Source organism: Photorhabdus bodei (assembly GCF_003287735.1).
Classification (GTDB): Bacteria; Pseudomonadota; Gammaproteobacteria; order Enterobacterales; family Enterobacteriaceae; genus Photorhabdus; species Photorhabdus kayaii.
In genome coordinates this window covers 153,098-172,367 of record NZ_NSCM01000004.1, presented here as the reverse complement: position 1 = coordinate 172,367, position 19,270 = coordinate 153,098, and the positions used below count along the sequence as shown (strand labels likewise).

The window sequence follows — 19,270 nt, the reverse complement described above, 5'->3', positions numbered from 1 at the left end:
TCATAGATAAAGCTTGTATACCCTATGGATTTCAAGATGCATCGCGACGGCAAGGGAGCGAATCCCCGGGAGCATAGGTAACGATGTGACCGGGGTGAGTGAGCGCAGCCAACAAAAAGGCAACTTGAAAGATAACGGGTATAAAGGTTTTCAATTTCGTCAAGGTCTATTATTATCAACACCCTGACTCCTAAAGGAATGTAATTACCATGCACTGTAAAATGTTGACTGCCGCTGCTGTATCATTCGTTATGCTGACTGCGGGTTGCTCTACGTTGGAACGGGCTGTTTATCGCCCTGACATTAATCAGGGGAACTACCTAACACCGACTAGTGTATCAAAAATCCACAAGGGAATGACCCAGCAACAGGTAGCTTACACATTAGGAACACCAATGTTACAAGACCCGTTTGGGACTCAAACGTGGTTTTATGTATTCCGTCAGCAACCTGGGCACGAAAAAGTAACTCAGCAAACTCTGACCCTGACATTTGACAGTAATGGTGTACTGACTGACATTAAAAACGAAAATTCACTTACCGAAAATCTTCAATAACCGAAGAAATATAGACAGTCCGTCAAAAAAATAGATAACTGACTGTCTATAGTAATTATTGAGCATTATTTTTAGCCCGTTCAGCACGCTTACGACGCATTTCTTTTGGATCAGCCAATAATGGGCGGTAAATTTCCACCCTATCACCCTCTTCCAAAATATCCGTCAACTTGACAGGACGGCTATAAATTCCGACTTTATTCTTTTGCAAATCAATATCATTACGCAAAGTCAGCAAACCTGATGCAACTATTGCCTGCTCAACAGTTGAGCCTTGAGCCAATTTCACCGTACGCAGATATTGGCGATCAGGCAATGCATAAACAACTTCGATATTAATATCAGACACGATAAACCTCACGTGCACGCAGAGTAAAAGCCTGCACCATACTTCCAGCCAGCTCCTTAAAAATCTTACCGAAAGCCAATTCAATCAGCTTATTAGTGAATTCAAAATCAAGGTGCAACTCAACTTTACAGGCATCTTCACTCAATGGTATGAACTGCCAGCCTCCCATCAACTTACGAAAAGGCCCGTCGACCAGTTGCATATTAATGCTTTGGTTATCGGCCAGAATATTCCGGGTAACAAAAGTCTTACTTATACCCGCTTTCGAAACATCGACTGATGCAGTCATTTCGTTACTGCTAACACTCAGCACCCGACTGCCGACACACCCCGGCAAAAAATCCGGGTAAGAACCGATATCATTGACCAATTTATACATTTGTTCCACGCTGTACGGTACTAACGCAGAGCGACTAATCTGTGGCATATAATTTCCTGTAAGGCTTAATTGTAGCAAATAATATCACCTATACGTGATCAAAGAAAAAACTGTCAGCGTATAATGCAATAAACACGCATTAATCAGCAAATATGCGCGGGAAAAGATTTCTTTCACCAAACCATTCAGTATAATGCATACACTATGACAAAGAAAAAAGCACACAAACCCGGTTCGGCAACCATTGCCATGAATAGACGAGCTCGTCACGAATACTTCATTGAAGAAGAATTTGAAGCGGGTCTCTCGTTACAAGGATGGGAAGTCAAATCACTGCGCGCTGGTAAAGCTAACATCAGCGACAGTTACGTTTTGCTCAAAGATGGCGACGCTTATCTTTTTGGTGCCACCATCACCCCGTTAAATGTAGCTTCTTCCCATGTCGTCTGTGATCCAATGCGTTCACGCAAACTCTTACTTAATCAACGCGAACTTGATTCGTTATATGGTCGAGTCAATCGTGAAGGTTATACCGTTGTTGCCTTATCTCTCTATTGGAAAAATGCTTGGTGCAAAGTCAAAATTGGCGTAGCGAAAGGCAAAAAGGCACATGACAAACGTTCGGACATTAAAGAACGTGAATGGAAATTAGACAAAGCGCGTATTATGAAGAATGCTGGGCGATAAATTCTGGCATTATGGTTTAGTATTCTGATATACTTGCGTTTAAGACACTTGGGGCTGATTCTGGATTCGACGGGATTCGCGAAACCCAAGGTGCATGCCGAGGGGCGGTTGGCCTCGTAAAAAGCCGCAAAAAAATAGTCGCAAACGACGAAAAATACGCACTAGCAGCTTAATAACCTGCGCAGAGCCCTCTCTCCCTAGCCTCCGCTCTTAGGACGGGGATCAAGAGAGGTCAAACCCAAAAGAGATCGCGTGGATGCCTTGCCTGGGGTTGAAGCGTTAAATTTAATCAGGCTAGTTTGTTAGTGGCGTGTCTATCCGCAGCTGGCAAGCGAATGTAAAGATTAGACTAAGCATGTAGTACCAAGGATGTAGGAATTTCGGACGCGGGTTCAACTCCCGCCAGCTCCACCAATTTAGTAAGGACAGTGACAGGACAACAGCTTTAAAAACAGTGAGTTAGCAAAGTTGATTGGACACTGACCAGACAATGAAGGGACACAAAAGGATACGCAAAGGAGCCGCGGAGCTTTTGGAAAAACCAACCGCAATTAGGTTGGTTTTTTTATGTCTGTAGCATAGCAACCAATTCCTCACTGTCAGGTGTTAATACCATACTCATTAAAATAGAACTAACACCTCTATTATAATGCATAGTGCAAAATAAAATGCCTCACCAGATCTCTGCTTCATTGGGTATTATTCATAAATCCAGCACCTGATACCGTCAGTTTTTGACGCATGCATGTGACCCAACTTCATATAACAGTCACCTTAGTGATAGGTATTTCTGGTATGGCATATCCTATGTTCATGGAGTCTAGTTCATGTCACTTAAGCGGTCATTTTATTTACCAATGTCACCCTACCGGCGAAATGGCTATACTATGATGTGTCGATAAGCAGTTTATATTTGTGGAGTAATTTTGAAACGTATACCGCCAGAATTGTTTAAGTCTGAAATGAAACGAAAAGGCTGGACGCGCCGCGAACTGGCTGTACGGTGGGGCAAATCAGAAACATGGATCAGCAAAATAGTGAATAATATAGAACGGGATCAACACTGGAATGACGCCCTCAATGGACTGCCTGAAAACGAAAAGCCCAGGTAAACTATAGGTCACATTTTTATTGCAGAAAGGTGACCTATAGTTCATAATTCAACATTGAGAGACTATTTTCACTGACGCAGAGCTACCGGGCGGGCACCCGATAACCCTGCTTACCACAACTAACTATATAAGGTAGTTAATTATGGCTAAACGCGATAATAAAACAATTCGCAGAATTTCCCAAGTTGAACGTTTTGGCAAGGTAGCTAAAAACGGCATTTCTTTAAAAAGAAAATGGTTACAGGAGGCGGGATTTACCTTCGAAATGCCACTAAAAATCCGGGTGATGCCGGACTGTATTGTTATTACCGCCCAGAACACTCAGGAACTCTGGCAATGCCTAGAAGGACTGAGTATTGAGCCATTTAACCCCAGTGCTGCTATTGATTGGATTAAGTATTATCCTGGTGGGTTGATGATTATCTAATAGACTAAAGCATAAATGGACTACACCTTTAAATGTTGGATAGTTATCCAACATTTTGAGGACGATTCAGTCAGAGTAGTACAGAAAAGCCATATTTGATTAGACTTATCTAACTATTGGGGGTCGGTTCAATTGGCCCTGATTCCGTTATTCTAAAGGTTTTTCGGGCCAGTTAATATCTGACGCTGAATTAACATCAATTCGGTTCAATAATACTCTATATTTTTTTAACTCTGTTAACAGCGATTTTTCCTCATCACTCGACATCCCCAAATCTACAGCATCTTGTAACGGAGCGATCTGTTTACTTACAGTGAACATAAGTTGCTGTTTCTTATGTTCTGCTTGTTGCTGCTGTTCCCATCTAAGCTTTATTTTATCACTTTCTGATATTATCCACTTTTCACTATCCCATTTGTGATAAACAGACGGTGCTTGTTTTGTAAGAATTGGATAACCCTCTTTATCACTGACGATAGCAAAGCCGCGTGATTGACCGTCAAGCAATTCACTGTGTTTTTCTACTGTTATTTCAACACACTCTTCATGAGCTTCATTATAAAAAGCACATTCTTTTCTGGAAAAATAGACCATTTATACCCCCCAAAATAATATATGTACAACTTTGCTTGGGTTCTCATTATTGTTGGGAGTACCTGCTTGATATTCAAATGTCGATAGTGTTGCATTACGTACTAATGTGTGACCAGTTGATGTATTGATACTCGACATGCTTGCAATATAACCAAAAAACTTATTTTTAAAATAAATTGGATAATTTACTTTTATCCATGATTGCTGATCTGATGCAACCTTAACCCATTGAATAATAATCCCGGTATCTCCACATTGCCACCAACCATTTTCGGATTTTATAGCTGTATTTTGTAATGCAAGAGTACCACTTCTCTCAGGCGTTAATATATTGTAACGCCGCTGATTCCTGGGATCATTAGAATAGATATGTAACAATTTCCCTTCTGAACCATTAATCCCCAATACATACCCATCTTTCGACTTAAAACGTAATTCAGGAAATGGAGTTTTACTATCAATCAGTAAACTGCCAATTGTTGCGGTTTTATCGCTAGAAATGCGCAAGAAAGTATTATCGCTCTCAGATTTAGCATAACTTCCCACATCCCCAGCATTCAAACTAATATCCCCGGCCAACAGCTTCCCGTTAATTTTCCGGCTATTCGGCACCGCCCCTTTAGCCAACTCCACCGTTTCCGATAAACCGATATTTTTTACAAATTCAGTTTTATTGAAGATGTCAGCGCCATTTTGATTTTTAGCGAGCTTATTATTAGCACTATCATTCACATCAGAAACAAGTTTCTGAGTTGCTGCAAGGGTATTACTGTTACCTGTCTTGTCTGTAAGTTGGGTGATGCCTTTTTCTGTGAGTGTGGCGTCAAGAATAAAATCTTGAGTTGCAATCTCTCCCAGTCCCAAATTATTACGCGCTGTCGCTTTGTTATTAATATCAGATAAGTTATTAGCTTTCTGTAGAAATAACCCATTAGGATCTGCTAATAGATTTTTCCAACCGGAAACTGATGTACTATCCGGATCTGTATTGTTATCTTCTACCCCATTCCACCAAATTTTACTTCCATCAAAACTGGCAACAATGGCCCCTTTAGGATAACCATCAATGGCAGCACTAAAGTCAGCATTATACGAATACAAGCCACCAGACATTGAATAACGTATTGCGGTAGTAATATCATTCAATATCCCGTTCATATCCTTGCCAGATGGAGGAATTCCACCAGCAGATATTGCTGTCATCGTTAACGGGGGAAAACCGCTCAGATACGTAGCTACGCCTTTTGCCAAGCTGCTTTCAGTTGATTTTGTTGCAATCTCGTTATAGTCTCCGGCGCTCGCAAACGGAACAACAATAAGATTAGGTTTTTCAGTTGATTTCATTTGTTGGTATCCTTTGAACGATTGCGACACTGACACCAACCGGGTAAGGCAGTGCTCCCGATGTTTGAACAATTGCTAATTCTGCTGTTGATAGCTGAAATTCAAATACATAACTCATCTTCATATTTCCATCATCAGTGACATATGCACGTCCGCTATTGCTAAACATATAAACAAGCATTCTGTTGATGTTTGGTATAGTGCAGTCAGATATATTTGACATGGCTTTCATCATAATCAGCTTTCGGTACATCTGATCTGACAGTTCAATAGTTTTTGTTTTCGATTCTCCAGCGTAAAATGGTGCTTGGTTAAATGAGTTTGGATCTGTTGTTGTTGGAACACTCAGCAAAGCTTCACCAAAACCCAGATATTTTGCATTTTCATTAACAGTCAGCCGCCTGCTGACATTCACTATTTTTCCCCACACATCCAGCCCGTAAGTGTTTGCTGTGTCAATATTCCAAATCAGGTCGTAAAATGTATTAATAAATTCAGCGGAGGAAACAGCGGCATTGAAACTTCGAATAAGTGAGTTGAGTTTTGGACTAGCGGCATACTGAGCAAGAATAGTTGCTCCCATATTTTCCATTTATGAACCTACTAATTTCACAGATATATTATCAACGTCAAGCGTTGGAATTTCATCAATACCAAAACTAATTGATGTTAAATAAGTAGTACCGTCACGACTAAGCGTAATATTGTAAATATCAACACTCGATGTATCTATGTTATAAACACCTGAATAATATCTACCAGCAAATAATGTAGATGCTATTCTTGCTCGCGTTCCACCGTCTTCACCGTTAAACGCTTGTGCTATAGCCGACTTAACTTGTGTTTCAATATCAGCAGGAAGGTAATCACTATCAGCAAGTGAGACGTTGGCATAAACACGAATGGACGTTGGTATCACATATTTAATTTCATACTCAGGGTACGGCTGAACATAATTTTCATCATCAACAATTGTGTGAATTGTATTTCCATTCGTAGGAATACCTGGCGGCTTTTTCTTCCAGATTGCTCTAGCGACATCCTCAGTCTTTCCCCCATATACAGCAATATAAATAGAGTTCGATGCTATTCTGTATTTTGATACCCCGACTGTTTTTACTACCGAAGTATCATTTGAAATAACGTATGCATCTGCTACCCCATTTACTTCTAATACTGCTGCATAAATAGCATGTAATGAGTTTGTCGCATTTTTAGCAACAGATTGTTTACGACGATACTCAAAATTAGCGCGGGTTTCCTCATCTGTACCAGGTACACCAGCACTCGCATTACTGATACCAGACCAACCGGGCATCGAGCTATAAATCGTGTTCAAGTCATCAATTTGGCATGCTAACGGCCCTGTTGTTGAGTTTTGGAAAACAACATCAACAGAGCCGCTGTCAGGGATCTTAACCTCTGTTATTGAATGATAAAGATACCTTTTTTTATCTTGAGCAATACTACCAATTGGAATAACTGTATTAACTAACCCAGTGCATGTTGCTGTTACCGTTGTTCCCGATGCTGGAATTCGATCTAAAAAATAAATTCGTCCGATAGCATCTTGAAAACGTCCGGTTGCATAATCCGGATTAATTTGATTGACGATAGCAAGTAACTGATCGTTCTTGTCAGCAATGATAGCCGCATCACTCATGGCTATTTGACCTTGCGGTGTTGTTAAGCTCGTACTCATTGCACCACCCATTGCTGTAGCCAAATCATTTAGCCGCCCATTTAAAATATCAACCTCGTCGGGCACAGTTAGACCCGTCTTTGTAAAGGTTACACTTGGAACACTTGTTGTCAGTACTACAGAGTTAGTCATCAGAAATTTACCACCGTTGATTGATTATTCATGTCCGTTATTGTCATCGTGCCCGCAATAGTTCTTTCGTTCCCGTTTATAACTTTACAAATGGCAGATTGAACATAAGGTAACTTCACTGCTTCTTGTTGCATTTTGCTGTTGATTAGTTGAGTTCCCGGCCAATGTCCCAAAATTCGCTGGTAATAAGGAACACCCAATGTTGTGTCATACCAACACTCACCCAGATATGTACTACAGGCACAAGCGACATCCTGCGCTACAGAATAGGGATTATCAGAAATGGCGATATTTCCGGAGTCATTGAGAGTTAAATCCCATGACTCGGTATCAAGAAGAAATGAACGAGTTTGCATTTTCGAACCCTATAGAAATAAAAAAACCGCAATTAAGCCGCCAGATATGAAAAAACCCGTACTGGACGGGGTTTAGTTATTATCTCTGAAATTCTGAGCTATTCTTGCCAGATAACTCATTATCTTGGGATTTCTAGCTTTTCCATGAGCATCAGGATGCATTATCGCCAATAAGGAATATTTGTTTTCTTCCAAGAGACCTTGAACATATACTAGACAAGCATCATTTTCTGGGCTATTTGATTTACACGTTCTATAATACTGAACCCTATTTGTAGGGAATGAATCAGGCGGAAAACAAAGATGAATATGCATCATACATGATTTATATGCTGCTTCTGGCTGAGTGTAAGCAACATCCCTACCAAAATAATCAGGGACTTCTCCGGTTTCTTTATAGTGTTTAAAATCTTGCAAAATAGCCTGTTCAAGATCTGGATGTTTTAGGAAGACGTCATCAAAAAAATCTTTCCTTGTATACTCATTTATTGATACATCCACTTGTTCCATTTATCACCCAGTAAATGAAAAATTCCCAGACTCAACCTTTTTGGTTGTATAGGCAGCCAATTCTGATAGAGCAGCTTTATTTATATCGCTTTTATAAATCTTAGGCAAAGTAAATAATTGACGAGAAAAATCATTAAGACGAGTTATCTCAAATCTGGCCTTTGCTATAGATCTCAGATACATCCTCATTTCTTGTTTTTCTTCATCAGGTCGATCTTGCTTCAACATAGCTTTGAGTCCTTGCTCAAACCCTCTTATTGTGGTTTCGCAAGCCTTATTAATTTCTATATCGTTTTGAAGCATAATACCACGAACTTGACTTTCATCAAGGCTTAGGAGATTTAAATAATATTGGCTAATTTCATTAGCTAATGAATCAACAATCTCTCTTCTTTCTTGATATTGAGCTTTCAAATCATCCAGACTACAGATAGTTTCACCTACTTTAAAGCTAAGCATACTGCAACCGTCCCTCGAATCCACATAACCAGCAGAGAATGAAGGAACCGACAGCACTCCTCCAAATAAAACTACTGCTAAACAACTCCTTAGTGATAGATTCATGACGTTCTGCCTTATCAAATAGTTTGTTATAGTGAGTCACAAACAGTCATAATGTGTCACTATGTACCATATTAAACCACTATTCTTAACCTTACAACCACGCAGTAAATGACAATTAGCTACCTATGTAAGCCTTATTCCAGAAAATAACGACACGTTAAAAGCAAGATTTAGAAAAATAGAATCACATTGACATCATTTTGTCATGAGTGTCATACGTCTGATGAAAATACGCAACAATAATTGCACTGTAAGCCGAAGATGACTTTATCCACCAGCACGATTGGGGGTTTATAGGTTTTTGAACCGTTCGATTCTATATTTTTCCCGCTGCTTTTAACATGTTGTAGCTAGGAAGATAACGCTTTGGATTAACGATACATAGCTGCTGAAAATCGGATGAAACCTCTTCCCCCTGCAACAACATTGCTTCATCACGGTTCTCATAGTAATATCGAATAACATTCATTACTTGTTTCTCGTTTAGCATCAATTTTTTTCCTTGATTTACAGCATCTTCCTTTTGAGCTTTATATACCGGGCTTTCAGTCGAGTAGCTTCCTGTTTGTAACAGGACCTCTTCTGCGGGGGTGGACGGATCTATATAGTTAAGCCCTGCATTCGCGGCATACTGCTGTAATATAGACTGGGACATACACATAGCGGATATCTTTTCTTGCCGAGAAATGTCACTGTTTTTTGCTCCGGAGCTAAACACGCAGGCAAACAAAGCTCCCGCGACAATAATATTTGATGTTAGATTTCTACACATATTTTTACTCTGGACTGTTGGTTTTTGAACCACCAGATTCTACACCACCATGCATATGTGATGAAAGTTTAATCCCATTTCCTGTAATTTCACCCTTCGCTGTTACGGTTCCACCAAATGTTGCATTTCCACCGTTACCGCCACTACCTTGAATAACCGCACCATTTAATATAATAGATGGTGAGTTCATTGTGATTGAATTTGATGAAGTAATTTCCGTTGTCGGTGCGACCACATTAATTTTATTCGGTGAAACAATATTTATCTGATTATCTGCAAATTCAATATATTGTTGTGACTCTGCGTTTAAAACACCCCCCAGATAAATTGCATCTGAATAATTGTGTGTTCTTTTTGAACCGGGCAATGCCGGTGCTTTTGTTGCTCTGACGCTGCTAATATCATGATCACAAATAACGATTAGTCCAATATCTCCCACAACCGGGTTCATAATGACAGCACTGTTACCACGCTGAAGGCGAAATACTGGAACATTATAGATTATTCCATTCTCGATTTTTCTCCCTGTTCCTGTCATATTATGTACCATCGGCTTTACATCTACGGTTTTCCCGTTCGATTTAATAATAAGGCCCAGATGAACCATCCAGATCAGCAAAAAACAGTTCACCCTGGAACCGTAAGTAACTGTAACGGACAATTTTATTGCAGTTGAGGCACACAACTCCCTGCAATATAGGTTTATCATTAACGGTTAAATCCATATATAAACCTGTGCTACGTTGATTGAGACGTATCATGCATGACTGCTCATTCAAGGTCACAGTGAACTCCTGAGCTTTGGCTGCTCTGATCGCTATTTCAATCACGTTAATTTCCTTGATAATTCTTCTACTGCATCATTGAGATGGTTGGTGGCACTCAATACAGAATCATTTAATGGACCGGTAATCGTCTCTGTCGCACGCTTGAAACCGGATGAAACTTTATCGGCAACTTGCGTTGCAGCACTGGAAACGGATTTTTTCAATCCGGTCAGGGCTTTTTTAACATCAGATAATGTGGCGTGTTTTGTTGAGCCTGTTGATTGTTCGGTATTTTTACTTGGGCCTTTCGCCGTCTCATTCTTTGTTGTATTCGACTTAGCAACATTGCTGCTCATTTTCACTTCAGCAATGTCTTGTACAGCCTGGAAAACTGCGGTCACAATCAGTAAGGTAACACCGTTATCCTGCCTTATTCGAAAATCGTACTTAATCAAATCATAACTTGTGTACGTAGTATCAGGTGTTTCAATGTCGTAAATTTCGGCACTGGATACCATCTTATCTAATGCTTCAAGAACATCAGAACGGGACGTCAGGGTGAGGTTTGTTAAGTTAGGCACGGAACCAGAAAAACCGGTCCATCCCTCAAACGAAAATGTCACATGGACTTCACCGGGCCGCTGCACTTTGTTGTATGATGTATAGCCGCCTTTCTCTATCGGTACCGTAGTGATTTGATGCCTCTCGTGTAACTTCTACGGCAATAAACGAGGTGGGCGTAAACGGCTTATCACCAACTCTCTGCCCGGATGCGTAATAAATACCGTATCCGGGAGATATCATACTGTTAACGGCAGATAGCAGGTTGCCGCTACGGAACGCGCTAAGTACTGTTGTTTGATTGAGAGAAAATGCCATTATCCGGTTACCCCCGTTGAATAGCTTGCTGCCAGCGTTGATCCACCTATTTTCTGCCGGGCATCGTCAACTACGCCTTTTACGTTGTTAGCATTAGAGCTGACTTGAATAGTTCCGATGTGGTAACTCTCAGAAACAGAAGAGTTTCGATTGTTGTTTACCGCATTCTCATAGCGTTGAGCGGCCACATGAGCCCCTGGTTGTGGCATATTCACCAATACCTTTGGGATATAATCGCGGGTTTCTTTTGGCGCAGCGCCCAATCCTTTCCGCATGACATTTCCCTGCCCCCAGTTATAAGCTGCCAGTGCTTCACTCAAATCTCCGTCAAACATTCTCATTAGCTGAGATAAATATTTTGCCGCGGCTTCCGAAGATTTTACCGGATCAAAAACATCATCATCCTTTAACCCAAAATGTTTGGCTGTACCTGGCATGAACTGGAATAAGCCCTTGGTGCCTGCTTTGGACACAGCATACTGATTGCCTCCCGATTCAGTGATAGCCACACTACGTAATAAACCCTCCGGTAACCCGAACTGCTGCTCAAGTTGCGCTAATTTCGGTGATAGCCAACCCAGTAATTTCATGCCGGTAGTGTTCGGTGACATTTCAGCGGCTGCGACTTGAGGAACGAGCGAATCAATCAGTTTATTAATTGAATCGGTCAGCTTATCTAACGCAGTTCTTAACCAATTATTGCTGTATTCCAGCCGCTGTTGTCGTTCATCCTTGGCCCGAATGATACGGTCGTTTTCGCTGCGCTTTTCTTCCTCTTTGACTATGGTCGTATCTGGCTTAGAGGTTTTACCATCCAGTTTTGCCTGATAGGCTTCATACTCTTTTTTACTAAAAAAGGGTGTCCAGTCGCTTGCCAGATACAATCCATATGAATCAAGTGTATTTTTTGTCTCTTCCCCAACAATCGAAGTCGCAACTGACTCCACAGGATCATATAACGCATATGTAATAGCGCCATATATTCCGGCCTTCCCAACAATCCCTTTTCCCATTTTCAGCATGGACGAAGCCGCGCGATAAATTCCCCATAACCACCCGGCAAACTTCAACCCGATTAGCCCAATGATGACATTACCCCCAACCGCCTACCGCCCCCGCAGCCTGATTAGCGACTGAAATAATAAAACTCATCTTATCGAGAAAACCGCTGACCGCTTTTTTAATCTCTTCTGGGTGCTTATTCATCCAATCAGCTAAATTTTTTAGCCAGATATTGAAATCATTGATATATGGTAAAAGAGCATTAAACAGAATGTAGCCTGTTTTCTCAAAACTCTGGCTTATCTCTGTCCACTGTTCACGGAAACGACGCGCGGCGGCAACAGATTTATCATCCACACCCGAACTGGCCGTAAATTTATCCACGTCTTTGAGAGCATGGCCGGATGAGAACCACTGCTGCGCTGCGTAACCGAATCCGAGTTCACCACCGTAGGCTTGCTGCTGATCTTTATTAAGTTTAGGAAAAACACTGGTCAGCTTTCGCATGATGGATTCAGTGCTGTCTGACACAACATCAATATTGACACCCGCTTGTGATGCCGTTTTCAAGAGTGTTTCTAGGGCGGGATCAAGAGCAACACCCGATTTCAATCGGGCTTTAGCATCGTTAATTCGTGAAAATGCCCCGACAACCTCATTCGCACTAACCCCAAATGCCGCGCCTGCTTTTGTCCAGCCATCAAGTGCTTTGGCAGACATACCAAAAGCATCAGCAGCAGTACTTAACTGATTCAGATTACCGGTAAAGCTGGTCACAAAACTTTTCAGTCCACCGAGTGAAACCGTGACACCCGCCAAAGCCAAGATCTGACCCTTTATGCTGGAAAAGAAAGAGGAGGCTTTCTTTCCTGCCACCTCCATTTCTTTTGCTACTTTTTCGGTTGTCTTACCGGTTTTGTCTAATGATTTGCTGGTTTTCTTTTCGCCATCATTAAACGAGTCAACCAGTTTTTGCATAACCTGAACCAGGCCACCGATCCCGGCAATTACCGCGGCTTCACCTGCGCTAAATTCAGCCGCGTCCAGTCCCAGCGTTATAACAAGTTCATCTATAATGTTTGCCATCAGTTTTTACCCTGCTGTAAAACGTAAGCATTGTGATTATCGACCTGAATAATCTCTATTAACTGCCAAAGATCCTCCACGCCATAAACTGTATCCAGCTCATGGAGAGTTGCTTTTCCTGATGAGATAACGGTCGCTATTGTGCCTGGGACATTTGTATAACTGATGATACCGAATGGCTTTGAGATGCTGGAATAGCGCGGCGGGATTACGATTGGTCGGCGGTTTTGAAAAAATCCACGTGTAACTTAAGCACCTCTGCACGCAATTTCAGCCGGGTAACAATTTCTTCAATGTCACTGTCGATCAGTTCACGTTTGATTTTTTTATCCGCCGGGTTCGGAACCATCTGTACACAGGTCATTAGCTCATCAAGTAGCGGCCTGGCTTCATCAGGTGCGATGCGTGAAATTGCTTTCAACCCAACCACCGCTAATGCAGCCATGCCCAAATCCCGAAAATTATCGGGGATATCCAACCACTCTCTCCCCATTACCATCAATGCACGAATAGCCCACCATTCAGCCTGTGAAGCGGGCATTTCCTGAATGTAAAAAAGCTTTCCTTTGTCGCGATTATCATCATTCATAGTGATGAAGGTTTCTTTACGTGCCATTAGCTATATGCCTCACCTGTTATTGATTCCCACTCAATGACGGCCTGCGCCGCTTGTAAAACCTTTCCTGCGTCCGGCATGGTTTTCCATTGCTTCAGAACGCCGTTTACTAATGTGTATTTACGCCCGATAGCCGGAAGAATAACCGTCGCATTACATCTGAACACAGCGACACTAGTACGTGATGTCGTCGCCCAGGTATCAAAAATGGTGCGACTTTCCGAATCAGGCATAATATGAATCGTCTGATTGATATTGCCGTAGATAAAACCCGCTGACAGTTTACCGTCCGCCCCACGCACAGTTTCAGCCAAATCTAACACCTCAGTTTCGAAAATGTTGTCTGCGGCAAATCCCTGTAATTGCACACCAGACGGATACAAATTAGTGACTGTCAGGGTAATGACTGCATCAGCAGAAGTGATTGTGTCTGACATTATTGAACCTCCGTAGATGCCATTTCGAATTTCTGAATACTGCCACCGTCGCAATACCACAGTGTACAGCTTGGGCTGGTGCGATTTGCACGCATAGAGGCAGACATTTTCCCAATATACAAGTAATAACCCTTCGCGATTATTGACGTTGAAACATCAGATCCCACGGCGTTAATAATTTCCAGCTTTTGTGCAGCCGATAATGTTACGCCTGATCGGATACCGCCCCACAACTTAAACCGCTGGATAACATCACTCATTGAGGCTTCCACCAGCGCACGGCCGGCCGTGTTATAAGGAACAGTCTTATTGGATTTGAACAAGGCAATAACCGCGCCTTGCAAGTTCGCATTCAGCCAGATTTGACCACAGAAGGAATCTAACCACTTAAAATCACCGGTTATTGTGCCATCAGCCCAATAATTTTCGGTGATGTTATTGGCGGCATAATTGCCATAGAAGTTATATCCATTAGCAATCAGTGCATCATAAACATCAGAATCGATCACATCAGGACTGAGGCCGTTCAATTCTCTGAATTTAAACGGAACACGCCCCTCCGTTCGCTCAAAATCCAGCACCGCCGCATAACCCAATACTGCTACCGGTTTCATATTATCAGAGCAGAAAACAGGAACGACACTACCGTAGCTATTAATGCCGATAATTTTATGGGCGATAGTTTCCAGGCTGCCTTTTACTTTTGCCGTGCCGCTTGTTGTCCAGGCAACATAGAAATAGCGATATGCCTGACTACTAGCCCACGCTGATAATGCAAGATGCTGTTCATCTGTACATTCAAATACCGTCGTAAAACCTGCCCATTGCTGAGACTGCGTTTTAATCACAGCGAATAGATCAGGAACCGCCGACACTGTAGCCCCCTGAGAAACCGTTGCCCCTAGTGCGCCAGTGAACTTAAAAGCTTGAGCCCCATCACCAGTACCATAGGTAATGCTTGTATCTTCTGGTTTAATGCTGCCAGACACGACATTGATGATGAAAGCCTTACGGGTAGTATCGAACACAACCGTTACTGCCTTGCCAACCGCTGTTTCAATGCTCTTTGCTGCATCAGCAAAGGATTTAACCCCATCAAGATTGATTGCGGCATTTATTGCTGTGCCATTGATATTGAGTTTCAACGCACCGGACATTTTTTGCAGATCGGTAATAGCTACTCCATTAAAAGAACCTGAGCGTAACCAGGCCGATACTGCCGCTTGATTAAATCGGGAAAACAGCAATTGACCGGGCGTCTTTGTACAATTGTTGTACCCTGAAAAATAAATAGCCGCCATGCTATATTCTTCGGATGCACCACCGAAATATGCCGCCACATCCTCTTTAGTCGAGAACGACAACACCGCTCCAACAGGTGCATATATATTATCTGTCAGTAATAACCCATTGAGATCAACAGCATTACCCGCTGCCGACAGCACCCCCGGATTAATTCTCACGTCTTTACTGATTGGAATTGCCATGAATAGACTCCACTGTTTTAGTGTCCAGCGTAATGCTGTCGAAAAATAGTTGTTCTGTTGTCACAACGGGGTTGATTTGAGCAGTAAATTCAAATGTCCAACGCGACTCATATTGCTGTTCACCATTAATCATCGTCGTCTGAATCGGATCGCTGGCATAGAGCGGTGTCATATCGATACCCGATCTCTTGAATAGCTCACTTGCATGTTCAGTACGCACCGTCGTTGCAATAATGTGAGCATCCTCATGAGCGAACTGACCGTAGCAGTCAATTTGACATGTCCAGCGTGTCGTCCGAGTGATTAGACTTTCCCCCATACCTGCTGCTATAGGTGCGTTATAGATCTCTACACTTGTTGATAAACCCGTGCTGTTCAATGGTGTCATAACAATAAAATCGCCATCCGGCATCGGTGAGCGGTTTATCTGAGACAAAATAACGCTACGCTTAGGTATTAAGGCTATTAAAAAACCGCGTAATGCGGTTGTTATATCGTCTTGCGTTACACTTATCGTTGCCACTATTGTTCCCCACGCTGCAATGTAACAGCAAATTTGCACCAATCCGGCCACTCTTCCAAAATCTGCACTATCAACCACTCTTCACCATTAATAATCAGCAGATCGCCCCCTTGCTGCCTGGGGCGGTTGACGGCATTAAAATTGCCATTCACATAAGCCGCTTTGAGTATGCCCTGAATATTCAAACCGTTTGTATGTTGTAGATCAGTAAAAGTCAGTGGCTGAATTTGTGCGGTAACAGGTGTTGTGATGTATTTCGGAATTTGCTTGCCACTGGGTGCAATATCATAGCCCGCACTTACCCGTATCTCTCCAGGCGAGTGAGGATTAACAATCCCGACAGCACCAGATACAATATTATGCAGGTTCATTCGTTCCCCTCATCAACCACATAATCAACACTGTTCAGCATGTGTTTGGTGTCACGTAACGGGACATCAAATCCCTTTTTAGCTATAGTTGATTCCGCATTGCCTGGTGAAGTGAAAGAACGAATAGATTGTTGAATTTGCCCCTTGATAACTTCCCCGGTCATCCGTAACGCTGCATCCCCATTCATATCGTTAGCACTCAGGCCCTGTGCAAGCACATCACCCCATTCATTAGCATGTTCGTTGATAGTGTTACGAAAAAACGGACGGGGCGGCCTATTACGCTTCGGATCGCCAATCTCGTTACTGATTGCCACCATTGCTACCGAAGTACCATCGGGATAAGTCGCGTCTTTGAAAAAACCAGCACGTAATTTTTTGCCTTCACCTATCTTTTTGGCTAATTGCTTTAAATAGCGTTTTGCTGCATCACCGCCCTTGATACTATTCGACATTAGCGCCTCCATTGAGTCCGTGGATAGTAATATGACGGATAGTGAGAGGGAGAGCTGCCGGGGATGTAACGCATAGTTCTATATTGTGCTGTTGTCTGCCAGTACATAGCCCCGTATTTTGTCTGCAAGAACCAAGCAGCACGTTCACTGACAGCTCCCATATCAGCCGAAACGGAAACAGATCCCTCGCTTGCGCTGCTAACTCGCCCCACGAGCGGATTGGCCACTGTTCCGCTAACAGATAAACGATTAAGTTCGGCAATATGAGCAACAAGCATATTCAGCAACATTCCCCGTTGCTCAAGATCACTAACTGGGCTTTGGGCCGTATTGTTAAGATAGAGTGTTGCTTCAATAAAATAGGTATCCAGCAGGACATCACTGACAGAAGAAAACTCCGGGTAACGAGTGCGAAATTTCACGACATCAAAAACGACAACAAAGCCCATTAGCTTAATCCTCTTCTTTTCGCTGCTCGATATTCTTACCCGGTTTTTTTGGGTCGATAGGCTCCAACCCATTCTTTAACTCGGCTTTTTCCTCAGCTTCAGTCCGGGCCTCTTTGAGTTTTTCCTGGGCAAAAATAAGCCCATTTTTGACTAATTCCGTATCTGCATAGAGCTCCAGATATTTGTCAAAAAACGCTTTATCAACATCATATGTCAGCCCATAACCGCCAATAATTGTTGATGAATTTATCCCGTTTAGCGTCACGTGATTCTTATCAATTTCAATCGTTAATCCGTGGGGCAATTTACACCCCACAATGACTGTCGCCATTTAAACCCCCAACATTTGTGCAATAGCGTGTGGATAACGAATAATCGCACCCCACGTACCGGCTGATTTCTTTTGTTTAAAACTGGATGAGTTCACAACGACTGCGTGTGCCCGCATTTTTTCAGTAAATGAGGCATAAGCCGTTTTTTCACCATCAAGCGTATCGGCAATCAATTGAACCAGTTCCCCCGCATCTGTACTGTATTCAACCGCCGTTTCAATCGTTAGATTCGGGAAATTCTTTTTCAACTGATCGGTAACATTAACGTTGTACTGGTTGGTTTTTGTCAGATTGACTTCCGCTGTTGGCGACATGCAAAGTTTCAATGGATCTGTTCGCTCCACCAGCCCTTCTGTCTGTTTTGTAAGCTGTTTAAATAGGCGTTGGGAAATATCGTCATAAATTGCCTGCCCGTCTTTGGTTTCCCACGTTGTACCATTGGATTTTCCGTTTGCAGCTGGTACCACCGGTTCGCTTAACCCTGGATCATTCAACAGTCCATAGTTCTTAAGTCCAGCAATACCATAGAAATAAGACTTATTCATAAACTTGTTTAGGGTTAATGCGCTTGCGGTGTTAAGTTGCGCTGCTCGATTGATACGGGCCGTATCGTACATATCCAGCTCACGCTCCCCCCAGACAGTAAATGTTTGGAAATGATAGCTCTGGCGTTCCACCCAGTTCACGTTAGCATCTGACATACCATTGTTGCTGTGATCACCGTATGAACTCACTTCACCCGTTGATTCTTCAACCGGGAACTGGGTTGTCAGCGTTGTCCAGTCACCTTTTTTATTTTCACCGATAATTTCAGCCGCTCTCATCGGCGTGACCAACACACGAACCAACTCAGGATCGAGATAGTTAGTCAGATATGCAGGAACACCGGCGTTACTCACGGTCACCATAGCTGGCTGTACATCCATAGCTAACGTATAGTTATTAGCATATTGGGGATTTAAGTAATCGACGGCCTGTGGTACTACAATGCCGTATTCCCCTTCAATATATTGAAAATCTGCGTGTCGTTTCATTAGCTCCAGGTCCACTTTACGTCCATCTATTTTATTTTTATGGGCATCAATGGACACTACCTGCACCGCCACATTCCTTCTGGTTCATCACTGAAACTACTTAAGATGCTTGAACGTAACCCCGTGCATATTAATGAATTAAGCACACTTTAATGCTTTCACTTTCTCCTTGTCATAATGCAAAAGGAGAAAATAATTTCAGTTCTATATATCCAGTAAAACCGGCCTTATCTAATTTTTATGATAAAGCACGGCTTTCCTCCGTGATTTTATTTTCCACGCAAAATATAATTTTTCCTTTAATATCATTGTATTGGGATTTTATCCGTGATCCTCTTTTGATCCAA

General features: G+C 42.3%; 29 protein-coding genes, 1 other RNA gene and 1 pseudogene. 6 read left to right on the top strand and 25 right to left on the bottom strand.

Annotated elements, in window-relative coordinates; translation table 11 throughout:
* Nucleotides 1-13: 13 nt before the first annotated feature.
* Both CKY02_RS24350 and bamE read left to right on the top strand, forming a co-directional pair.
* Nucleotides 14-187: a hypothetical protein gene (locus tag CKY02_RS24350; RefSeq protein ID WP_162120096.1), complete on the top strand. Its 174-nt coding sequence runs from the start codon at nucleotides 14-16 to the stop codon at nucleotides 185-187.
* A gap of 22 nt (nucleotides 188-209) precedes the next feature.
* Nucleotides 210-557 (top strand): outer membrane protein assembly factor BamE, encoded by a 348-nt coding sequence (bamE, locus tag CKY02_RS05150; RefSeq protein ID WP_112894469.1) that lies wholly within the window; start codon nucleotides 210-212, stop codon nucleotides 555-557.
* A gap of 55 nt (nucleotides 558-612) precedes the next feature.
* Here bamE and CKY02_RS05145 read toward each other — a convergent pair whose 3' ends face one another.
* The gene (locus CKY02_RS05145) at nucleotides 613-906 is read right to left on the bottom strand and encodes an RnfH family protein (protein ID WP_112872052.1); all 294 of its coding nucleotides are present in this window, start codon (nucleotides 904-906) and stop codon (nucleotides 613-615) included.
* Nucleotides 899-1,333 carry a type II toxin-antitoxin system RatA family toxin gene (locus CKY02_RS05140; RefSeq protein WP_112876387.1) on the bottom strand — a complete coding sequence of 145 codons (435 nt, stop codon included), beginning with the start codon at nucleotides 1,331-1,333 and terminating at the stop codon, nucleotides 899-901. Before CKY02_RS05140 ends, CKY02_RS05145 begins: the two co-directional genes overlap by 8 nt.
* 156 nt (nucleotides 1,334-1,489) lie before the next feature.
* Between CKY02_RS05140 and smpB the strand changes: the two genes are divergently transcribed.
* The 4 genes from smpB to CKY02_RS05120 all read left to right on the top strand — a co-directional run bounded on the left by smpB (nucleotide 1,490) and on the right by CKY02_RS05120 (nucleotide 3,511).
* Nucleotides 1,490-1,972: an SsrA-binding protein SmpB gene (gene smpB, locus CKY02_RS05135; RefSeq protein ID WP_015833415.1), complete on the top strand. Its 483-nt coding sequence runs from the start codon at nucleotides 1,490-1,492 to the stop codon at nucleotides 1,970-1,972.
* 50 nt (nucleotides 1,973-2,022) lie between these two features.
* Nucleotides 2,023-2,386: a transfer-messenger RNA gene (gene ssrA / locus CKY02_RS05130) on the top strand.
* Nucleotides 2,387-2,898: 512 nt separating this feature from the next.
* Nucleotides 2,899-3,084, top strand: a complete 186-nt coding sequence (locus CKY02_RS05125; protein WP_202924547.1) for a helix-turn-helix domain-containing protein — start codon at nucleotides 2,899-2,901, stop codon at nucleotides 3,082-3,084.
* A gap of 142 nt (nucleotides 3,085-3,226) precedes the next feature.
* Nucleotides 3,227-3,511 carry a SymE family type I addiction module toxin gene (locus tag CKY02_RS05120; RefSeq protein WP_112894468.1) on the top strand — a complete coding sequence of 95 codons (285 nt, stop codon included), beginning with the start codon at nucleotides 3,227-3,229 and terminating at the stop codon, nucleotides 3,509-3,511.
* 147 nt (nucleotides 3,512-3,658) lie between these two features.
* Here CKY02_RS05120 and CKY02_RS05115 read toward each other — a convergent pair whose 3' ends face one another.
* From CKY02_RS05115 to CKY02_RS05010, 23 genes and pseudogenes are all read right to left on the bottom strand, one after another.
* Nucleotides 3,659-4,105 (bottom strand): tail fiber assembly protein, encoded by a 447-nt coding sequence (locus tag CKY02_RS05115; protein WP_112894467.1) that lies wholly within the window; start codon nucleotides 4,103-4,105, stop codon nucleotides 3,659-3,661.
* The gene (locus tag CKY02_RS05110; protein WP_240002001.1) at nucleotides 4,106-5,449 is read right to left on the bottom strand and encodes a phage tail protein; all 1,344 of its coding nucleotides are present in this window, start codon (nucleotides 5,447-5,449) and stop codon (nucleotides 4,106-4,108) included. It abuts the gene before it with no gap.
* Nucleotides 5,436-6,041: a DUF2612 domain-containing protein gene (locus CKY02_RS05105; protein ID WP_112894466.1), complete on the bottom strand. Its 606-nt coding sequence runs from the start codon at nucleotides 6,039-6,041 to the stop codon at nucleotides 5,436-5,438. Before CKY02_RS05105 ends, CKY02_RS05110 begins: the two co-directional genes overlap by 14 nt.
* Complete coding sequence (locus CKY02_RS05100) at nucleotides 6,042-7,283, bottom strand: baseplate J/gp47 family protein (protein WP_112894465.1); 1,242 nt, start codon at nucleotides 7,281-7,283, stop codon at nucleotides 6,042-6,044. It abuts the gene before it with no gap.
* Nucleotides 7,283-7,639, bottom strand: coding sequence for a contractile injection system sheath initiator (locus CKY02_RS05095; protein ID WP_112894464.1), 357 nt, complete (start codon nucleotides 7,637-7,639; stop codon nucleotides 7,283-7,285). The genes CKY02_RS05100 and CKY02_RS05095 overlap by 1 nt, the downstream gene beginning before the upstream one ends.
* Nucleotides 7,640-7,711: 72 nt before the next feature.
* On the bottom strand, nucleotides 7,712-8,149 hold the full coding sequence (locus CKY02_RS05090; protein WP_021324729.1) for a type II toxin-antitoxin system YafO family toxin: 438 nt from the start codon (nucleotides 8,147-8,149) through the stop codon (nucleotides 7,712-7,714).
* Between the two features lie 3 nt (nucleotides 8,150-8,152).
* The gene (locus tag CKY02_RS05085) at nucleotides 8,153-8,713 is read right to left on the bottom strand and encodes a hypothetical protein (RefSeq protein WP_128575530.1); all 561 of its coding nucleotides are present in this window, start codon (nucleotides 8,711-8,713) and stop codon (nucleotides 8,153-8,155) included.
* A gap of 316 nt (nucleotides 8,714-9,029) precedes the next feature.
* Nucleotides 9,030-9,485, bottom strand: coding sequence for a hypothetical protein (locus CKY02_RS05080; RefSeq protein ID WP_112894463.1), 456 nt, complete (start codon nucleotides 9,483-9,485; stop codon nucleotides 9,030-9,032).
* Nucleotides 9,486-9,489: 4 nt separating this feature from the next.
* Nucleotides 9,490-10,092: a Gp138 family membrane-puncturing spike protein gene (locus tag CKY02_RS05075; protein WP_274382156.1), complete on the bottom strand. Its 603-nt coding sequence runs from the start codon at nucleotides 10,090-10,092 to the stop codon at nucleotides 9,490-9,492.
* Nucleotides 10,067-10,315, bottom strand: a complete 249-nt coding sequence (locus CKY02_RS05070; RefSeq protein WP_112894462.1) for a phage baseplate plug family protein — start codon at nucleotides 10,313-10,315, stop codon at nucleotides 10,067-10,069. The genes CKY02_RS05075 and CKY02_RS05070 overlap by 26 nt, the downstream gene beginning before the upstream one ends.
* On the bottom strand, nucleotides 10,312-10,899 hold the full coding sequence (locus tag CKY02_RS05065; protein ID WP_338047381.1) for a hypothetical protein: 588 nt from the start codon (nucleotides 10,897-10,899) through the stop codon (nucleotides 10,312-10,314). Before CKY02_RS05065 ends, CKY02_RS05070 begins: the two co-directional genes overlap by 4 nt.
* Complete coding sequence (locus CKY02_RS25545; RefSeq protein WP_240001999.1) at nucleotides 10,883-11,131, bottom strand: hypothetical protein; 249 nt, start codon at nucleotides 11,129-11,131, stop codon at nucleotides 10,883-10,885. Before CKY02_RS25545 ends, CKY02_RS05065 begins: the two co-directional genes overlap by 17 nt.
* Nucleotides 11,131-11,736 (bottom strand): annotated as a pseudogene (locus CKY02_RS26635) (lytic transglycosylase domain-containing protein); the annotation flags it as partial. The pseudogene CKY02_RS26635 and the gene CKY02_RS25545, both read right to left, overlap by 1 nt.
* Nucleotides 11,737-12,223: 487 nt before the next feature.
* Entirely contained in the window at nucleotides 12,224-13,219 is a 996-nt protein-coding gene (locus CKY02_RS26630; RefSeq protein WP_420800721.1) for a hypothetical protein, read from the bottom strand.
* Between the two features lie 208 nt (nucleotides 13,220-13,427).
* Entirely contained in the window at nucleotides 13,428-13,835 is a 408-nt protein-coding gene (locus tag CKY02_RS05050; protein ID WP_112894461.1) for a hypothetical protein, read from the bottom strand.
* The gene (locus CKY02_RS05045; protein WP_112894460.1) at nucleotides 13,835-14,272 is read right to left on the bottom strand and encodes a phage tail fiber protein; all 438 of its coding nucleotides are present in this window, start codon (nucleotides 14,270-14,272) and stop codon (nucleotides 13,835-13,837) included. The genes CKY02_RS05050 and CKY02_RS05045 overlap by 1 nt, the downstream gene beginning before the upstream one ends.
* Entirely contained in the window at nucleotides 14,272-15,759 is a 1,488-nt protein-coding gene (locus CKY02_RS05040; protein WP_112894459.1) for a DUF3383 domain-containing protein, read from the bottom strand. The genes CKY02_RS05045 and CKY02_RS05040 overlap by 1 nt, the downstream gene beginning before the upstream one ends.
* Nucleotides 15,740-16,282 carry a phage neck terminator protein gene (locus CKY02_RS05035; RefSeq protein ID WP_112894458.1) on the bottom strand — a complete coding sequence of 181 codons (543 nt, stop codon included), beginning with the start codon at nucleotides 16,280-16,282 and terminating at the stop codon, nucleotides 15,740-15,742. Before CKY02_RS05035 ends, CKY02_RS05040 begins: the two co-directional genes overlap by 20 nt.
* Entirely contained in the window at nucleotides 16,282-16,653 is a 372-nt protein-coding gene (locus tag CKY02_RS05030) for a hypothetical protein (protein ID WP_112894457.1), read from the bottom strand. Before CKY02_RS05030 ends, CKY02_RS05035 begins: the two co-directional genes overlap by 1 nt.
* Nucleotides 16,650-17,108, bottom strand: a complete 459-nt coding sequence (locus CKY02_RS05025) for a hypothetical protein (protein WP_112894456.1) — start codon at nucleotides 17,106-17,108, stop codon at nucleotides 16,650-16,652. The genes CKY02_RS05030 and CKY02_RS05025 overlap by 4 nt, the downstream gene beginning before the upstream one ends.
* Nucleotides 17,108-17,557, bottom strand: coding sequence for a DUF4054 domain-containing protein (locus CKY02_RS05020; RefSeq protein WP_112894455.1), 450 nt, complete (start codon nucleotides 17,555-17,557; stop codon nucleotides 17,108-17,110). The genes CKY02_RS05025 and CKY02_RS05020 overlap by 1 nt, the downstream gene beginning before the upstream one ends.
* A 4-nt stretch (nucleotides 17,558-17,561) precedes the next feature.
* Nucleotides 17,562-17,888: a hypothetical protein gene (locus CKY02_RS05015; RefSeq protein WP_112894454.1), complete on the bottom strand. Its 327-nt coding sequence runs from the start codon at nucleotides 17,886-17,888 to the stop codon at nucleotides 17,562-17,564.
* A complete protein-coding gene (locus CKY02_RS05010; RefSeq protein WP_112894497.1) occupies nucleotides 17,889-18,923 on the bottom strand; it encodes a major capsid family protein in 1,035 nt (344 codons plus the stop codon).
* Nucleotides 18,924-19,270: the final 347 nt, after the last annotated feature.

What these genes read in the sequence shown, in the direction of transcription:
- CKY02_RS05030 (WP_112894457.1), bottom strand. Translation starts at nt 16,653, where the DNA reads ATGAACCTGCATAATATTGTATCTGGTGCTGTCGGGATTGTTAATCCT.
- smpB (WP_015833415.1), top strand. Translation starts at nt 1,490, where the DNA reads ATGACAAAGAAAAAAGCACACAAACCCGGTTCGGCAACCATTGCCATG.
- CKY02_RS05085 (WP_128575530.1), bottom strand. Translation starts at nt 8,713, where the DNA reads ATGAATCTATCACTAAGGAGTTGTTTAGCAGTAGTTTTATTTGGAGGA.
- CKY02_RS05075 (WP_274382156.1), bottom strand. Translation starts at nt 10,092, where the DNA reads ATGGTTCATCTGGGCCTTATTATTAAATCGAACGGGAAAACCGTAGAT.
- CKY02_RS05110 (WP_240002001.1), bottom strand. Translation starts at nt 5,449, where the DNA reads ATGAAATCAACTGAAAAACCTAATCTTATTGTTGTTCCGTTTGCGAGC.
- CKY02_RS05095 (WP_112894464.1), bottom strand. Translation starts at nt 7,639, where the DNA reads ATGCAAACTCGTTCATTTCTTCTTGATACCGAGTCATGGGATTTAACT.
- CKY02_RS05140 (WP_112876387.1), bottom strand. Translation starts at nt 1,333, where the DNA reads ATGCCACAGATTAGTCGCTCTGCGTTAGTACCGTACAGCGTGGAACAA.
- CKY02_RS05015 (WP_112894454.1), bottom strand. Translation starts at nt 17,888, where the DNA reads ATGGCGACAGTCATTGTGGGGTGTAAATTGCCCCACGGATTAACGATT.
- CKY02_RS05100 (WP_112894465.1), bottom strand. Translation starts at nt 7,283, where the DNA reads ATGACTAACTCTGTAGTACTGACAACAAGTGTTCCAAGTGTAACCTTT.
- CKY02_RS25545 (WP_240001999.1), bottom strand. Translation starts at nt 11,131, where the DNA reads ATGGCATTTTCTCTCAATCAAACAACAGTACTTAGCGCGTTCCGTAGC.
- CKY02_RS05115 (WP_112894467.1), bottom strand. Translation starts at nt 4,105, where the DNA reads ATGGTCTATTTTTCCAGAAAAGAATGTGCTTTTTATAATGAAGCTCAT.
- CKY02_RS05020 (WP_112894455.1), bottom strand. Translation starts at nt 17,557, where the DNA reads ATGGGCTTTGTTGTCGTTTTTGATGTCGTGAAATTTCGCACTCGTTAC.
- bamE (WP_112894469.1), top strand. Translation starts at nt 210, where the DNA reads ATGCACTGTAAAATGTTGACTGCCGCTGCTGTATCATTCGTTATGCTG.
- CKY02_RS05080 (WP_112894463.1), bottom strand. Translation starts at nt 9,485, where the DNA reads ATGTGTAGAAATCTAACATCAAATATTATTGTCGCGGGAGCTTTGTTT.
- CKY02_RS05050 (WP_112894461.1), bottom strand. Translation starts at nt 13,835, where the DNA reads ATGGCACGTAAAGAAACCTTCATCACTATGAATGATGATAATCGCGAC.
- CKY02_RS05010 (WP_112894497.1), bottom strand. Translation starts at nt 18,923, where the DNA reads ATGAAACGACACGCAGATTTTCAATATATTGAAGGGGAATACGGCATT.
- CKY02_RS05090 (WP_021324729.1), bottom strand. Translation starts at nt 8,149, where the DNA reads ATGGAACAAGTGGATGTATCAATAAATGAGTATACAAGGAAAGATTTT.
- CKY02_RS05040 (WP_112894459.1), bottom strand. Translation starts at nt 15,759, where the DNA reads ATGGCAATTCCAATCAGTAAAGACGTGAGAATTAATCCGGGGGTGCTG.
- CKY02_RS05045 (WP_112894460.1), bottom strand. Translation starts at nt 14,272, where the DNA reads ATGTCAGACACAATCACTTCTGCTGATGCAGTCATTACCCTGACAGTC.
- CKY02_RS05025 (WP_112894456.1), bottom strand. Translation starts at nt 17,108, where the DNA reads ATGTCGAATAGTATCAAGGGCGGTGATGCAGCAAAACGCTATTTAAAG.
- CKY02_RS26630 (WP_420800721.1), bottom strand. Translation starts at nt 13,219, where the DNA reads ATGGCAAACATTATAGATGAACTTGTTATAACGCTGGGACTGGACGCG.
- CKY02_RS05120 (WP_112894468.1), top strand. Translation starts at nt 3,227, where the DNA reads ATGGCTAAACGCGATAATAAAACAATTCGCAGAATTTCCCAAGTTGAA.
- CKY02_RS05105 (WP_112894466.1), bottom strand. Translation starts at nt 6,041, where the DNA reads ATGGAAAATATGGGAGCAACTATTCTTGCTCAGTATGCCGCTAGTCCA.